This window comes from Brevibacterium ihuae (assembly GCF_900184225.1).
In the GTDB taxonomy this organism is placed as follows: domain Bacteria; phylum Actinomycetota; class Actinomycetes; order Actinomycetales; family Brevibacteriaceae; genus Brevibacterium; species Brevibacterium ihuae.
Map to the genome: position 1 here is coordinate 1075794 of NZ_FXWZ01000002.1, position 13647 is coordinate 1089440.

14 protein-coding genes are annotated in these 13647 nt (G+C 70.3%); 2 read left to right on the forward strand and 12 right to left on the reverse strand.

Annotated elements, in window-relative coordinates:
- Window positions 1-82 precede the first annotated feature (82 nt).
- From C1A17_RS04985 to C1A17_RS05035, 11 genes are all read right to left on the reverse strand, one after another.
- Window positions 83-670, reverse strand: coding sequence for a hypothetical protein (locus C1A17_RS04985; RefSeq protein ID WP_101651286.1), 588 nt, complete (start codon window positions 668-670; stop codon window positions 83-85).
- On the reverse strand, window positions 667-2223 hold the full coding sequence (locus C1A17_RS04990; protein ID WP_101651288.1) for a sodium/proline symporter: 1557 nt from the start codon (window positions 2221-2223) through the stop codon (window positions 667-669). Before C1A17_RS04990 ends, C1A17_RS04985 begins: the two co-directional genes overlap by 4 nt.
- Entirely contained in the window at window positions 2220-2399 is a 180-nt protein-coding gene (locus tag C1A17_RS04995) for a hypothetical protein (RefSeq protein ID WP_101651289.1), read from the reverse strand. Before C1A17_RS04995 ends, C1A17_RS04990 begins: the two co-directional genes overlap by 4 nt.
- Before the next feature lie 168 nt (window positions 2400-2567).
- Complete coding sequence (locus C1A17_RS05000; RefSeq protein ID WP_101651292.1) at window positions 2568-2864, reverse strand: hypothetical protein; 297 nt, start codon at window positions 2862-2864, stop codon at window positions 2568-2570.
- A 29-nt stretch (window positions 2865-2893) separates the two neighbouring features.
- Complete coding sequence (locus C1A17_RS05005; RefSeq protein ID WP_101651294.1) at window positions 2894-3697, reverse strand: Bax inhibitor-1/YccA family protein; 804 nt, start codon at window positions 3695-3697, stop codon at window positions 2894-2896.
- 124 nt (window positions 3698-3821) lie between these two features.
- On the reverse strand, window positions 3822-5414 hold the full coding sequence (locus tag C1A17_RS05010; protein WP_101651296.1) for an AbgT family transporter: 1593 nt from the start codon (window positions 5412-5414) through the stop codon (window positions 3822-3824).
- Between the two features lie 197 nt (window positions 5415-5611).
- On the reverse strand, window positions 5612-6697 hold the full coding sequence (locus C1A17_RS05015; protein WP_101651298.1) for an inositol-3-phosphate synthase: 1086 nt from the start codon (window positions 6695-6697) through the stop codon (window positions 5612-5614).
- 185 nt (window positions 6698-6882) lie between these two features.
- Window positions 6883-8478 carry a peptide chain release factor 3 gene (locus C1A17_RS05020; RefSeq protein WP_101651300.1) on the reverse strand — a complete coding sequence of 532 codons (1596 nt, stop codon included), beginning with the start codon at window positions 8476-8478 and terminating at the stop codon, window positions 6883-6885.
- Window positions 8479-8532: 54 nt separating this feature from the next.
- Window positions 8533-9210, reverse strand: coding sequence for a LutC/YkgG family protein (locus C1A17_RS05025; RefSeq protein WP_101651302.1), 678 nt, complete (start codon window positions 9208-9210; stop codon window positions 8533-8535).
- Window positions 9207-10700: a lactate utilization protein B gene (locus tag C1A17_RS05030; protein ID WP_101651304.1), complete on the reverse strand. Its 1494-nt coding sequence runs from the start codon at window positions 10698-10700 to the stop codon at window positions 9207-9209. The genes C1A17_RS05025 and C1A17_RS05030 overlap by 4 nt, the downstream gene beginning before the upstream one ends.
- Window positions 10697-11527 carry a (Fe-S)-binding protein gene (locus tag C1A17_RS05035; protein WP_101651306.1) on the reverse strand — a complete coding sequence of 277 codons (831 nt, stop codon included), beginning with the start codon at window positions 11525-11527 and terminating at the stop codon, window positions 10697-10699. The genes C1A17_RS05030 and C1A17_RS05035 overlap by 4 nt, the downstream gene beginning before the upstream one ends.
- Before the next feature lie 72 nt (window positions 11528-11599).
- On the opposite strand from C1A17_RS05035, the gene C1A17_RS05040 reads away from it, so the two are divergent.
- A complete protein-coding gene (locus tag C1A17_RS05040) occupies window positions 11600-11971 on the forward strand; it encodes a hypothetical protein (RefSeq protein WP_101651308.1) in 372 nt (123 codons plus the stop codon).
- A gap of 13 nt (window positions 11972-11984) precedes the next feature.
- On the opposite strand, the gene C1A17_RS05045 is transcribed toward C1A17_RS05040, so the two are convergent.
- On the reverse strand, window positions 11985-12935 hold the full coding sequence (locus C1A17_RS05045; RefSeq protein ID WP_180953215.1) for an ArgP/LysG family DNA-binding transcriptional regulator: 951 nt from the start codon (window positions 12933-12935) through the stop codon (window positions 11985-11987).
- A gap of 91 nt (window positions 12936-13026) precedes the next feature.
- Between C1A17_RS05045 and C1A17_RS05050 the strand changes: the two genes are divergently transcribed.
- Entirely contained in the window at window positions 13027-13626 is a 600-nt protein-coding gene (locus C1A17_RS05050; RefSeq protein ID WP_245873447.1) for a LysE/ArgO family amino acid transporter, read from the forward strand.
- Window positions 13627-13647: the final 21 nt, after the last annotated feature.

Here is a 13647-nt window from a genome sequence, read left to right on the forward strand (position 1 = left end):
TTCTCCGCAGAGTACAGGTCGCAGACCGATTCCCGGCCCCGCAGCCGAGAACCGGCCCGCGCGGCGACGATGTCCCGAGAGGTCAGAGCGCCTCGGCGCTGATGACGAAGTGGGTGCCGTCGAGTCCGTCGACGAGCATCCGCACGGCGTGCGCGCGGTCGCGGCCGCTGACGAGCCAGTTGGGCTTGAGCACCCCGCGCACCGGTGCGCCGATCTCCACCGCATAGCCCATCGCGAGCTTCCAGCGGCGCTGCACGCGGGTGCGCAGAAGGTTCCGGGCGACCTCGATCGCCTGTTCGACCGGGATCGGCTCACGCTCGAGCGCGGCGCGGAACTCCACGTCCTCGACCGACGCCCCGTGCGGTTCGAAGGCCGCGATGAAGCCCCGGCCGGAGTACACGTCGACGAGCACGTCGACGGTCTCCCCGAGGCCGTCGCCACCGGCACCCGCGCCTGCACCCGCTCCCCCGCCGGCGCCTGCGCGCACACCGAGGTCTGCACCGGCTCGGCGGAGACCGGTGCGCCGCACCTCGGCGCGCACCCACCAGTAGGGGTGGACGACGGGGGTCGCGCTCGCCTCGGCCCCGGGCAGGCGCCGGACGAGCACGCTGCGGGCCTCGGCCGCGCTGTACACAGCCGGCAGCAGCAGCGCGGCCGGGTCCGCGCTCACGCCCGGTCGGCGGATCCGTGGGTGCCGGGCACCTGACCGCCGAGCGCGGGGTTCTGCCCGGTGAGCAGGCGCGCCGGGATCGGCCCGACCCGGTCGGTCTCGACGAGCGCCTCGCGGATGTGCGCGGGCACCGGGCTGGTGCGCTGGGTGGCGAGCGAGCCGATGATCATCGCGAGCGTCGAGGCGAGGATGCCCACCCCCATGGGGTCGATCCCGGTGGCGTCGACGAGGCCGGAGAACTGCCAGGCGACGACGACCACGGTGCCGACGATCATCGAGGAGATCGCGCCGACGGTGTTCGCCTTCTTCCACCAGGCCGCGCACACGTAGGCGGGCACGAACGCCGCGCCGAGCACGGTGGTGGCGAAGATGACGACCTGGGCGACGGCCGGGGCGCCGACGATCGCGACGATGTAGCCGATGATCGCGAGCGCGAGCACGGTGATGCGGGAGACCCACACCGACTGCCGGTCGCTCATCCCCGGGCTGATGAAGCGGCGGAACAGGTCGTAGCTCGCGATCGTGCCGGACTGCAGCAGCAGGGCGTCGGCGGTGGACATTATCGCGGCCATGATCGCGGCCATGACGATGCCGATCGCGAAGGCCGGCAGCACCATGTCCGCGACTTCGAAGATCGCCATCTCCGGGTCAGCGAGGTTCGGCACGATGACGAGCGCGAGGACGCCGATGAGGTAGGGCGCGGGGATGAAGAGGAGGTTGTAGATCGTCGCGTAGAGGCCCGCCCGGCGAGCGACCGAGGGCTTCTTCATCGCCATGTGGCTCACCACGACGTGCGGCCAGCCCATGTAGCCGATGGAGAACACGAGGAGCGCGCCGATGATCACGCCCCACTGCACCCCGGCGATCCCGTCCGGCCCCCACATCGACAGGAGGTTCGGGTTGATCTCCGCGACCGCGTTGTTGCCGGCCGTGAGGCCGCCGACGGCCATGAGGGTGGCGATGAGGATCCACAGCATGCCGATGACCATGATGATCGCCTGCACGAAGTCGGTGTAGGCCACCGCGAGGTATCCGCCGAGGAAGGTGTAGGCGACGATGACGCCGATCGCGATCGCGAGCGCCCACCCGTACGGGATCCCGGTGACCATCTCGAGTCCGCGCCCGCCGGCGATGAACTGGCTCATGACGTAGAAGAAGATGCAGAACAGTGCGATCGGGGCGGCGATCAGCCGGGTCCACTTCGAGGGGTACCGGTGCTCGAGGTACTCGATCGAGGTGAGCGAGCCGAGGATCTGCGAGAGCTTGCGCATCCGGCGGCCGAGGATCGAGAGGTTGAGCACGCCGCCGCCGATGTCGCCCATCGCGTACCACATGCCGAAGTAGCCCTGGGTGTAGCCGAGCGAGCCGGCGCCGAGGAACATGTAGCCCGACATCGAGGAGCTCTGCAGGCGCAGCGCGCTGACCGCCGGGCCGAGGCTGCGGCCGCCGAGCAGGAATCCCTCGGAGTCCTGGGTGCCGCGACGCATCGCCCACACGCCGATCGCGATCATCGCGACGAAGTAGATGACGAGGAAGATCGTCTCGATGTTCATCGGACCTCACCTCCGGCGGCGCCGGCGTGACCGCCCGGCTCGGCGAGCACGTCGTCGGTGTCGATGTCCTCCCGCGCCCAGTTCCGCGAGATCACGAGGAACCCGATCGTGTAGAGGACCCAGAAGAGCGGGATCCCGATGAGGACCGCGGTGGTGACCGCCGGCAATCCGAACATGAGCGCTGGCCTTCCCGTGAGGTGTGAGCAGTTCCGAGGCGAGCGCTCGGCAGTCCACGGTGCTCCGGGTCCGCCTGTGCTCGTCCGGCTCACCCTATCCTGTGCCTGATCCAGGGGCGTGACCGGGGTCACCCGGGCGGGTCGGGGCAGCGCTCCGGACGGCGCCGCTCAGGCCAGGGCCCGGCGCAGCCCGCGGGCGATGTCGAGCGCCCGGAGGGTGACGGAGGGGGCCGCGCCGTACTCGGGCAGGCAGTCCTGGAGGAGCACGACGAGCTGATCGCCGAGCACCCGGTCGGCGAGTGCGGGGACCGGGCGGCCGTCCGCGGACAGGGCGGAGAGCGCGCTGAGCGCGCTGCGGATCTCCGTGCGCCGCCCGGCGTCGAGCTCATCGCCGCTGAGCCCGGCGATGCGAATGCGGAGGCGGCGGATCTCCGTGTGGAGATCCGCCGCCGTGTCCGGTGTCATGTGGGCCTGCGCCTCAGCCGTCCTGCGCCTCAGTTGCTCCGGAAGTACGAGAGCAGGCGCAGGATCTCGATGTAGAGCCACACCAGGGTGACCATGAGCGAGAACGCGCAGGTCCAGGAGTAGCGCTCCGGGATCCGGTGCTTGACGCCGTCCTCGATCATCTGGAAGTCGGCGACGAGGGTGAGCGAGGCGAGCACGACCGCGACGATGCCGATGAGCACGCCGAGCGGCATGGTGACGCCCATGATCGAGATCTCCACGCTGCGCGCGCCGCCGGAGCCGGTGGCGAGCACGAACACGAAGTTGACGATCGAGAACAGCGCGTAGCCGCCGACGGCGAGCATGAGGAACTTGGTGAATCCCTTGCTCATCCGGATGACGCGGAACCGGAACAGCGCGAACATCAGACCGAACACGCAGAGCGTGGCGAGCACGGCCTGCATGACGATGCCGGAGTAGCTCGCCTCGAAGATCCCGGAGATGCCGCCGAGGAACACGCCCTGGATGCCCGCGTAGAGCAGGATCAGGGCCTTGTTCGGCTCGCGCTTGAAGGCGTTGACGAGGCCGAGCACGAGCCCGACGATCGCCGCGGGCAGCGCGAGAATCGGCATGAACCAGCCGACGACCGCACCGGCGAGGAGCACCGCGAAGCAGAACGCGGTCTTCATCAGCACGTCGTCGTAGGTCATCGGCCGCTCGGCCGGTGCCGTCGGGCGCTCTGCCGAGGGCATGCGGTACATCTGGTCGAGCTGCTCGGCCGACGGGGCCGGCGTCTGGGAGCGCCCGGCCTGGATCCCCTGTTCGAGGCCGCGGCGTACAAGCGGATTGCTCATCGAATTCCTTTCGAGGGCGGATGTCGTCCGTCCACAACAGTACAGTCCGAATCTGACAGAACCCTTGAGTCCAGGGGTCCCCGAGCGGGCGTTACAGACCTGTTATGCGCAGGCCCGCGGGCGTTCAGCCCGGCAGCTCGTAGCTGATCGCCGCACCGGGTCCCCACGGGATGCCGAGCGCCCACCACACGAAGAACAGCAGACCCCACACGACGAACATGCCGATCGACAGCGGGATCGTCAGCGACAGGAGGGTGCCGATCCCGGCGTCCTTCTTGTAGCGCTGGATGAAGCCGAGGATCATGACGAAGTACGGGCTCATCGGCGAGACGATATTCGTCGTCGAGTCGCCGATCCGGTACACCGCCTGCGTGGTCTCCGGGGAGATGCCGAGCAGCATGAGCATCGGCACGAGGACCGGCGCCATGAGCGTCCACAGGCCGGAGCCCGAGGTGATGAAGAGCGCTCCGAGCGCGACGAGCAGGTAGGCGCCGAACAGGATGAGGAAGGTGCTCGCGCCGATGCTCTGGAAGAACTCCGCACCGCGGATCGCGAGGATCTCGCCGAGGGAGGACATCTTGAACAGCGCGAGGAACTGCGAGGCCGCGAAGAACAGGACGAGGACCTGGACGAACGGCGCGACGCCCTTGACGATCATCTCCGGCACGTCGTTGGGGTGCCGGATCGAGCCGGTGACGATGCCGTAGACGATGCCGATGACGAAGAACCCGAAGCCGATGATCGCGGCGATCCCGGACATGAGACCGGATTCGGGGCCGAAGCCGCCCTCGGTGTCGCGGAGGAAGGAGTTCGCGGGCCAGGCGAGCGCGACGACGATCGCGATGCACACGAGGAGGGTGATGAGTGCCGCGATCATGCCGCGCTTCTCGGTCCGCGTGACCTCCTGGGTGAGCTCGCGATCCTCACCCTCGGGCACCTCCTCCTCGGTGAGCTCGAGCTGCTCGCCGCGCTTGTTGAGGAGGAGCTCGGTGACGAGGGTGACGGCGAGTGCGACAGCGAACATCGACACGAAGTTGAAGTAGAGGTTCGCCACCGGAGTGACGGTGTAGCTCTCGTCGATGATCCCCGCAGCGGAGGTCGAGATGCCGCCGAGGATCGCGTCGAGGCTGTTGACGAAGGGGGCGGCGGAGTAGCCGCCCGAGGTCGCCGCATAGGCGACCGCGCAGCCGATCACCGGGTTCCGGCCGACCGCCTTGAAGGCGAGGCCGCCGAGCGGGATGACGATCATGTACGAGGCGTCCGAGGCGATCGAGGCCGCAGATCCGGTGAGCGCCACGATGAGGGTGATCCAGCGCGGCGAGGTCTTCGCCATCGCCGAGCGCATGAGGGTGGGGATGAGGCCCGAGCGCTCAGCGACGGCGACGCCGAAGAGCACGACGAGGACGAGGCCGAGGGCCGGGAAGGTCACGTAGTTCGTCACGACGTTCGCGACGATCTCGCGGAGGTTCTCCGGGGACAGGAGGTTGACGGCGGTGACCGTCTCCCCCGTCGCCGGGTTGACCGCCGAGGTGCCCGCGTTCGCGAGGATCCACGACAGGATCATCACGATGACGGCGAGGCTGAGGAACAGCCAGAACGGATGGGGCAGCTTGTTGCCGGCCTTCTCGATGACGACCAGCGAGCGCATCAGCCAGTTGAGATCGTCACCGGACTTGGCGGGCGGGGAGCCCTGGGTACCTGTCGCAGCAGTCGACATGCGGGAAGCCCTTCGGGATCGGGGGCGGGCGGTCACCGCCCGGGGTCGCGGACCGGTTCAGAGTACCAGCGCAGCCGGGTCCTGTCTGCCGGTGCCCGACCCCGGCGCCCGTGCGACGGGACCGGACACGACACCGGCCCGCCGCGCAGTGCGACGGGCCGGCGGGCCGGAGCAGGGTCCGAGTGCGGCGGAGCGCCTCAGCGCTCGATGTCGCCGCGGATGAACGCTTCGACCGCGGCCTTCGCCGCGTCGTCGTGCTGCTGTTCGGGCGGCGACTTCATGAAGTACGAGGAGGCGGAGATCAGGGCGCCGCCGACCCCCCGGTCGAGGCCGATCTTCGCAGCGCGCACGGCATCGATGATGACGCCGGCGGAGTTCGGGGAGTCCCACACCTCGAGCTTGTACTCGAGCGACACCGGGGCATCGCCGAAGTTGCGCCCCTCGAGGCGGACGAAGGCCCACTTGCGGTCGTCGAGCCAGGCGACGTAGTCGCTCGGGCCGATGTGGACGTCGCGCTCGGTGAGCCGGGCGGAGGTGTTCGACGTCACGGCCTGCGTCTTCGAGATCTTCTTCGACTCGAGCCGGTCGCGCTCGAGCATGTTCTTGAAGTCCATGTTGCCGCCGACGTTGAGCTGGTAGGTCCGGTCGAGGATGACGCCGCGGTCCTCGAACAGCTTCGCCATGACGCGGTGGGTGATGGTGGCGCCGATCTGGCTCTTGATGTCGTCGCCGACGATCGGCACCCCGGCGGCGCGGAACTTCTCGTCCCACTCCTTCGTGCCGGCGATGAACACCGGGAGCGCGTTGACGAAGGCGACCCGGGCGTCGATCGCGGCCTGCGCATAGAACTCGGTGGCGTCCTGCGATCCGACCGGCAGGTAGCACACGAGCACGTCGACCTCGCGCTCGCGGAGCACCGCGGCGACGTCGACCGGCTCCGCGGTCGACTCCTCGATCGTCTCCCGGTAGTAGCGGCCGAGGCCGTCGAGGGTCGGCCCCCGCTGCACCTCGACGCCGGTGGTCGGGACCTCGGCGAGGGTGATCGTGTTGTTCTGGGATGCGCCGAGCGCGTCGGCGATGTCGAGTCCGACCTTGGCCGCGTCGACGTCGAAGGCGGCGACGAACTCGAGGTCGCCGACGTGATAGTCCCCGAAGTTCACGTGCATGAGTCCCGGGATCTGCTCATCGGCGGACGCGCCGCGGTAGTACTCGACGCCCTGGATGAGCGAGGTCGCGCAGTTGCCCAGACCGGCGATCGCGACACGGATCGGATGGTTTGCCACTTGGTCGAACTCTCCTTCTCGGACCTGCACGGATGGGGTGCAGCGCATGGTTGGGGGACCCGGTGCGGGGCCCGGCCGCCGAGCTCCGCACACTTCACGAGGGGGTCTCAGGCACGACACCCCATCCTAGCCCTCCGCGCGCACGCGGACAAAAGGTGTCCGCGTGCGCGCGGACGGCCCCGGGATCAGGACACGACGAGCGGCTCGAGCACGAGGTCGGGGTGGTCCCGTTCGACCCCGGCGAGCCGCCAGCGGTCGGAGAACAGCGCGAGCAGTTCGCCGTCGGAGCGCGACAGCACCTCGACGGAGCGCTCGCGGGCGAGCGTGCTCACGCACTCCGGCGTGGTGCGGCGGGCGAGCGAATACCCCAGCCGCTCGAGCGTGCACGGGGCGTTGAACTCGCCCGCCATCCGGTCCTCCGCGACCTCGAACTGCATGGGGCCGACGGCGCCGACGACGGGCGCCTGGTCCCCCCGCAGATCCGACCGGAGCACCTGCACGACGCCCTCGTGGTCGAGCTGCTCGATGCCGCGGCGGAACTGCTTGTACTTCGAGGAGTCCTTCGCGCGGATGACCATGAAGTGCTCGGGCGAGAACGTCGGGATCTCGGGGAACTCGACCTTCTTCTCGAGGTAGAGCGAGTCGCCCACCCGCAGCGCGGAGGCGTTGACGAGGCCGACGACGTCGCCGGGGTAGGCGCGGTCGATGACCTCGCGGTCGCGGCCGAACACCTGCTGGGCGTACTTCGTCGCGAACGGCTTGCCGGTGGTGGCGTGGGTGACGACCATGCCGCGCTCGAACACCCCGGAGCACACGCGGATGTAGGCGAGGCGATCGCGGTGGTGGGTGTCCATCCCGGCCTGGACCTTGAACACGAAGCCGGAGAACGGCGCGTCGACGGGGCGCGGCTCACCGTCGCGGTCCGGGCGGGCCTCGGCCGCCGGGGCGATGTCGACGAGGGTGTCGAGGAGCTTGTGGACGCCGAAGTTGAGGACCGCCGAAGCGAACATCACCGGGGTCGTGCGACCGGCGAGGAACGACTCCTGGTCGTGGTTCTGCTCCTCGAGGTCGAGCAGCTCCGACTCCTCGACGGCAGTGGTGAACGCCTCGCCCTCGGACTCCTCGGCCGCCTCCGGGTCGAGGGTCTCCTCGCCGGCGATCGTCGCGCCGCCGTCGGTGCGGGTGAATCGGGTGAAGGTGCCGGCCTCCCGGTCGAGCACCCCCCGGAAGTCGCCGGACTGCCCGACCGGCCAGGTGAGCGGGGTCGGGGTGAGCCCGGTGCGCTCGAACACCTCGTCCATGAGGGCGAGCGCGTCGAGGCCCGGACGGTCCCACTTGTTGATCACCGTGATGATCGGGATCCTCCGGTGGCGGCACACCTCGAACAGCTTCATCGTCTGCACCTCGAGGCCCTTGGCGGCGTCGACGAGCATGACGGCGCAGTCGACGGCCGACAGCACCCGGTACGTGTCCTCGGAGAAGTCGGCGTGACCGGGGGTGTCGAGGAGGTTGATCACGGTGTCGCGGTACTCGAACTGGAGAGCGGCCGAGGAGATCGAGATGCCGCGGTCCTGCTCCATCCTCATCCAGTCCGACACCGTGGCCCGCCGTCCGCCCTTGCCGTGGGTGGCGCCCGCCTGCCCGATCACCCGGGCGTGGAGCGCGAGCGCCTCGGTGAGCGTCGACTTGCCGGCGTCGGGGTGGGAGATGACGGCGAAGGTGCGCCTGCGCGCCGCCTCCGCCCGGACGGTCGTGTCATTGATCTGGGCACCGGAATTCACCGGACCAGTGTACGCGCTGCGACGCGCACCCCGCTTCCGGAGGCGGTCGCACGCTCAGTCGTCGATGAGGATGACGTCGAGCGTGCGGGGGCCGTGGACGCCGGCGACTCGCTCGAGCTCGATGTCCGAGGTCGCCGAGGGCCCGGACACCCAGGTCTGCGGCGCCTCGACGAGCCCGCGCTGTTCGATGATCCCCACCGCGGCGGGCACCCGATGGACGATGTCGGAGGTCCGGACCAGGCAGATGTGCCGGTCGGGGACGAGGGTGATCGCCCGCCTGCCGCACTGCGGACCGCTGAGCACGATGGTCCCGGTGTCGGCGACCGCCGTGGTCGAGGCGGTAAGCACCGCGTCGGCCGCGTCGAGGACCTCGACGGCGAGCGGGCGGTCGGCGGAATCGCGCAGCACCTCGGCGTCGACCGCGGCGACGAGGGACTCCTCGAGGTCGGCGGGCACGACGACGCTCCGCGCCCCGGCGAGGAGCGCGGCGATCCGGGCGGGGACCTCGGCGGCGGGCAGGAGGTCCACCCGGGCGTCGTAGTCGACGAGGCGATCGGTGAGCAGCGCGATGAGCTCCGCGCGGTCGAGGTGCGGGCCGGGATCTGCCGGCGCCTGCGCACGGGGCGCAGCGGGTGCGGCGGGCACGACCCCGGAATCGTCGGGGGCGCCGGTGCGGCCGAGGGAGGAGGCGATGCGCGCGAGGACCTCCGCGCGTGCGGACTGCGGGCTCATCGGTCGCCCCTCTCCTTCTTCCACCACGAGCGGAACGACTGCGCCGGCGGCTGCGGCAGCGTGCGCGAGCCGGTCCACTTCCCCGCGATGCCCGGCAGGCTGCGGATGCCGTCGGACCCGGTGAGGAGGTGGACGAGCGGGAGGCTCTTCTCCGCGACCGCCATCCGACGCCCGTCGGACATCACCCAGGAGGCCGCGGTGAGCGCGGCGTCGAGCTGGCCCCGCGGCAGCCGGGTCCGGCGCTCCCTGACCTCGCTGTCCTCGTTGCGCAGGCGCACGAGCAGCTGCGGGATGTCGATCTTCACCGGGCATGCGTCGTAGCACGCGCCGCACAGGCTCGAGGCGTAGGGCAGGGTGCCGTTGGCCCCGGCATCGGTGCCGGTGAGGAGCGGGGACAGGATCGCGCCGATCGGTCCCGGGTACACCGAGCCGTAGGCGTGCCCGCCGGTGCGCTCGTAGACCGGGCAGACATTCATGCACGCGGAGCACCGGATGCAGTGGAGGGCCTGGCGGCCGTGCTCGTCGGCGAGCGCCCGCGTGCGGCCGTTGTCGAGGAGCACGACATGGACGTTCTGCGGGCCGTCGCCGGGGGTGACGCCGGTCCAGAACGAGGAGTACGGGTTCATCCGCTCCCCCGTCGAGGAGCGCGGGAGGAGCTGCATGAACGTCCCGAGATCCGCGTAGCGCGGGAGGATCTTCTCGATGCCCATGACGGTGATGAGGGTCTCCGGCAGCGTGACGCACATCCGTCCGTTGCCCTCGGATTCGACGACGGACAGGGTGCCGGTCTCCGCGATGCCGAAGTTCGCCCCGGACACCGCGACCGGGGTGGACAGGAACTTCCGGCGCAGATGCCTCCGACTCGCCTCGGCGAGCGCGCGCGGGTCGTCGGTGAGGCCGGGGTCGACGTCGTCCATCTCGCGGAGGAAGATCTCGCGGATCTCGCGCCGGTTGCGGTGGATGGCGGGCACGAGGATGTGGCTGGGGCGGTCGTGGCCGAGCTGCACGATGAGCTCGGCGAGGTCGGTCTCGTAGGCGTCGATGCCGATGTCCTCGAGGTGCTCGTTGAGCCCGATCTCCTGGGTGGCCATCGACTTGACCTTGATGACCTCGCGGCGGCCGGAGTCGAGCACGGGCGCATGCTCGGCGATGAGGTCGGCGACGATCGCGTTCGCCTCGTCGGCATCGCGCGCCCAGTGGACGTGCCCGCCGCGGGCGACGACGTTGGCCTCGAACTCGACGAGGAGCTCCGGCAGCCGGTCCATGACCTCGGTCTTGGTCGCCGAGCCGTGGTCGCGCAGCTCCTCCCAGTTCGGCACCTCGGCCACCCGGGCGAGCCGCTTGCCGCGGATCGTCGAGGTGGCGCGGGCGAGGTTCGTCCGCATCTGGATTTTGCCGAGCTCGAGCTCGGCGACCTCGGGGAACGGCGAGTGCTCGACGATGTTCCCCTTGCCGGGAACGGTGGGCATGCCGAGGTGGGTGAGGCTCATCGCAGCGCCGCCTTCCCCTGGACCGCGGGTGTCTCCGACAGGTCGAGGATGAGGGGGTCCTCCCGTGTCGAGGCGAGGATCTGCGCGAGATGGAGGGTCCGCGGGACTCCGGCCTGGGCGGGCATGAGCTCACGGGTGCGGGCCAGCCCTCCCCCGATGTGCATGAGGCACGAGGCGTCGCCGCCGCTGCACACCGACGCCCCCGTGGTGACGAGGGCGGCGACCTTGTCGCTGAGCATCGCGGTGGACACCTGGGGATCCTTCACCGAGAAGGTGCCGCCGAACCCGCAGCACGAGTCCGGGTTCTCCGGCTCGACGACCTCGGCGCCCTCGACGGAGCGGAGCAGGTCGAGCTGGCGCGCGCCCAGGCGGAGCAGCCGCATGCCGTGGCAGGAGTTGTGATAGGCGATCGAGTAGGGGAAGTACGAGCCGAGCTGGGCGGCGGCATCGGTGACCCCGAGGACGTCGGTGAGGAGCTGGGCGAGCTCATATGTCCGGGACGCGACGTCGGCGGCGCGCCGACCGAGCTCGGGATCCCCGTTGTGCTCGGCGATCATCGGGTGCTGGTGCCCGAGGCTCGCGACGCAGGATCCGCTCGGCGCAACCGCGCAGTCCCACTCCTCGGCCTCGAACGCCTCGACGTGGTTGCGCACCACCGGATAGGCCTGCCGGAACTTCCCGGAGTTGATGTGCATCTGCCCGCAGCAGGCCTGGCCCGCGGGGAAGATCACCTCGTGCCCGAGGCGCTCGAGGATCCGGACGGTGGCCCGTCCCACCTCGGGATACATCGCATCCACGATGCAGGTGGCGAACAGTGCGATCCGCACGGAGTCCTCCTCGCTGTCGACGACCAGGCGTGTACAGCACACTATACCGCGGAGACGATACTGTGGGCGCTGATGGACGAGACCGAGTACTCCCGCGTCGCGCGCGACCGCGGCGCCCCCGACCGCTGGCTGCGCAGGCTGCCGCTCATCGCGGCGGGGCTCGGCGCGCTCCCCCTGCTCTGGCTGTCGATCCGGTTCTCGCTGCTCATCGGGCAGATCGGCTTCTACGTCGTCGCGCTCGACGCCGACCCGTGGACGATCACCGGGCTCGTCCTCCTCACCCTCGCCGGGTTCGTCAGCCTGCTCGGCACCCTCGTGTGCCTGTGGGTCGGCTCCCGGCGGAGCACGTGGCGATGGCGCATCGGGTGGGCGGCCGGCGCTCTCGCCTGCGCCGCCCTGCTCCCGGTGAGCTGGCTGCTGTTCGGCCTCACCGGACCCGCCTGAGAGCGGCGGCCCCTCAGCTGCCGGCGTGAGCCGGGCCCAGCGGTCGCAGCGCCTGCGCCGCGTCGACGATCGCGGCCTCGAGCCGGTCGAGCGCAGCTGAGGGCATCTTCCACCGGTGCCAATGGATCGGGACGTCGATGTGCGCGCTCCCCTCGACCGCGAGCGGGACGAGCGGCGAATCGCCGGAGGCGAGCTGGATCTCCGGGAGCATGCCCCAGCCCAGGCCCGCCTCGACCGCGCACCGGAACTCCTCGGAGCTCGGGACGAGGGTGCGCCGACGCGGCCGGGCTGCTCCCCAGAGGGCAAGGAACCGCTCCTGCAGCCGGTCGTCGGGCCCGTAGTCGACCATCGGCATCCGGGTGAGGTCGACTCGCAATCCCGCCGGCGCGCCGGGAACGGCGGGAAACCGCGCGAGCAGCCCGGGAACGGCGACCGCAACGTAGCGCATCGCCCCCAACGGGGTCACCCGACATCCGTGATGCGCCCGCGCGCGGGACGAGGTCGCCCCCATCGACTGCGCCTCCGCGACCGCGCGGTCGGCCCGGTCCTGGTCGGCGATGTCGATCCGGAGCACGGCGTCGGACCAGCCCGCAGCGGCGCGGAACACCGGTCGGAACCACGTGGCGAGCGAATCGGCATTGACGGTGATCCGCAGTTCGAGCACGGCACCCTCGAGCTCACCATCGTCCGCGGCCGCACCGGTGGCGAGGCCGGCTCCCGGCAGGCGCGAGAGCGCCTCGGTCTCCAGCAGGTCGATCTGCCGGGCGAGGCGGAGGATGACCTGGCCGGCCTCGGTGACCGCGACCGGCAGCGAGCGCAGGACGAGGACGCTGCCGACCCTCGCCTCGAGGGTGCGGATCCGCTGGCTCATGGCCGACGGGGTGATGTGGAGGGCCCGGGCTCCCGCCTCGAAGGACCCATGGTCGACGACGGCCCGGAGGGCGGCGAGCTGATCGGCGTGCATGGCACCAGTCTGCACCCATATGAAGCAGATGTGCATTCTGATGATTTTCTTGCGCTTCCCTTCATTCCTGCTCAGCCCTAGAGTCGGGTCCGTGCTCACCCATCTCGTCACCGGTCTGCTCACCGGCTGGTCCCTCATCATCGCCGTCGGCCCCCAGAACGCCTTCGTGCTCCGGCAGGGGATGCGCCGGGAGCACGTCGGCCTCGTCGTCCTCATCTGCTCGGTCGCCGACGCCCTGCTCATGGTCCTCGGCACCCTGGGGATCGGCGCCGTCGTCGAGCGCGCTCCGATCCTCCTCGAGCTGCTCCGCTGGGGCGGAGCGGCGTACCTCCTGTGGTTCGCCTTCACCGCGTTCCGGTCCGCGGCGAGGCCGGAGGGTCTCGCCGCGGGGCGCGGTGAGGTGCGCCTGCGGACGGTGATCCTCACGACGCTCACCCTGACGTTCCTCAATCCCGGGGTCTACATCGACACGATGCTCCTCATCGGGACGCTCGCCAGTCAGCTCGGCGGGGACCGCTGGGCCTTCACCGCCGGAGCGATCCTCGGGTCTCTCACGTGGTTCGCCGCGATCGGCTTCGGAGCCCGCGCGCTCGCACCCTACGCCGCCCGACCGCGGGTGTGGCAGATCGTCGACATCGCGATCGGCATCGTCATGGTGCTCATCGCCCTCCGACTCATCATCGGCCACTGAGACGGTCCTCGCGGACCGCCG

Coding starts and splice junctions, on each gene's coding strand:
- C1A17_RS04990 (WP_101651288.1), bottom strand. CDS start 2,223: ATGAACATCGAGACGATCTTCCTCGTCATCTACTTCGTCGCGATGATC.
- C1A17_RS04995 (WP_101651289.1), bottom strand. CDS start 2,399: ATGTTCGGATTGCCGGCGGTCACCACCGCGGTCCTCATCGGGATCCCG.
- C1A17_RS05000 (WP_101651292.1), bottom strand. CDS start 2,864: ATGACACCGGACACGGCGGCGGATCTCCACACGGAGATCCGCCGCCTC.
- C1A17_RS05005 (WP_101651294.1), bottom strand. CDS start 3,697: ATGAGCAATCCGCTTGTACGCCGCGGCCTCGAACAGGGGATCCAGGCC.
- C1A17_RS05010 (WP_101651296.1), bottom strand. CDS start 5,414: ATGTCGACTGCTGCGACAGGTACCCAGGGCTCCCCGCCCGCCAAGTCC.
- C1A17_RS05025 (WP_101651302.1), bottom strand. CDS start 9,210: ATGAGCCCGCAGTCCGCACGCGCGGAGGTCCTCGCGCGCATCGCCTCC.
- C1A17_RS05030 (WP_101651304.1), bottom strand. CDS start 10,700: ATGAGCCTCACCCACCTCGGCATGCCCACCGTTCCCGGCAAGGGGAAC.
- C1A17_RS05040 (WP_101651308.1), top strand. CDS start 11,600: ATGGACGAGACCGAGTACTCCCGCGTCGCGCGCGACCGCGGCGCCCCC.
- C1A17_RS05045 (WP_180953215.1), bottom strand. CDS start 12,935: ATGCACGCCGATCAGCTCGCCGCCCTCCGGGCCGTCGTCGACCATGGG.